This window comes from Paenibacillus sp. JT31N17 (assembly GCF_056269255.1).
Genome location: NZ_JBWDNP010000037.1, coordinates 1 through 1,218, shown reverse-complemented (window position 1 = coordinate 1,218; position 1,218 = coordinate 1). Strand labels below are relative to the sequence as shown.

The 1,218-nt window shown below is 47.0% G+C and carries 2 protein-coding genes; both read right to left on the bottom strand.

Annotated elements, in window-relative coordinates; translation table 11 throughout:
* Positions 1-24 precede the first annotated feature (24 nt).
* The gene (locus AC0YOB_RS38270; RefSeq protein WP_475797216.1) at positions 25-882 is read right to left on the bottom strand and encodes an IS3 family transposase; all 858 of its coding nucleotides are present in this window, start codon (positions 880-882) and stop codon (positions 25-27) included.
* The coding region (locus AC0YOB_RS38265) for a transposase (protein WP_475797215.1) at positions 849-1,218 on the bottom strand (370 nt) is incomplete at its 5' end. The genes AC0YOB_RS38265 and AC0YOB_RS38270, both read right to left, overlap by 34 nt.

Below are 1,218 nucleotides of genomic sequence, written 5' to 3'. Positions count from 1 at the left end.
AATTTGTAGACAATGAAAAAAGCCCTAGGCTATGAGCTGGCGTCGGTACTCAACCGGCGTCAGTTTGTTTAGTTTTAATTGAATCCGTTCTTCGTTATAAAAACGAATGAACGCCTCAATTCTTCTTTGTGCTTCGACCATGGTTCGTATATCATAGGGATAGAGCGCTTCCGCTTTGAGATGCGAGAAGAAGCTCTCCATAGCGGCATTGTCAAAACAATTGCCGCGGCGAGACATGCTGATTTGGGCGCCAACCTGTGGCAGCATGTCGTGGTACGCACGAGACGTGTACTGGCATCCCTGATCGCTGTGAACGATCAAACCAGTCACGTCTTCTTTATGTACAAATGCTTGTTTAAAGGTTTCTAAAACAAGCGTCGTATCGTTGCGGGTACTCATGTGGTACGCTACGATTTCCTTCGTGCACAAATCCTTTATAGCCGATAGGTACAACCACGTATCTCCGACTGCATATTGCGTGATGTCGGTCACCCACTTTTGGTCAGGTGATGCCGCTGTAAAATCACGCTGCAGTAGATTTTCAGCTACCCGAGGAACTGAGCCATCTCCCTGTGGCTTCGATTTGCGTTTACGGCGTATAATCGATCGGATTCCCATCGCTTGCATCAAACGCAGCACTTTCTTGTGATTGACCTTCCAGCCTTCACGCTCAAGCTCTCCCTGGATACGTCGATAACCGTATTTTTTCTCTCGCTTCACATAAATCGCTTGGATGCGCGCTTTCAGTCCCTTGTCGCGGTCTTCGCTTTGCCTCTTCAAATATTGATAATAGCCGCTCCGTGAAAGCTGTAGATAATCACACAACTGCTTGACCGTATACGGCCCCTTTAAAGCCTCGACGACCTGCCGCTTCTCTTGCACACCTCCTGATTCAAGATGGCTAACCACTTTTTTAGCACAGTAATCTCCATCTCCAACCGCTTCACATACCGATATTCTTCGGTTGTCTCCCGAAATGGATTACCTCTGCGATCCTCAAAAAGACGCTCGCCTTCCTCACGGTACTTCCTCATCCATTTTTTTATTCGATCCTTATCATGAATTCCCAAGTGTTCCGTGATCTCTCGGTACGACCACTTTTCCTCCACATGCAATCGAATCGCTTCACGCTTCACCGATTCTGGATAGTATTGATACTTTTGTCCTTTAATCGCCATAAAAATGCACCCCTTAGAATTCATCGGAATAACCAGGGGG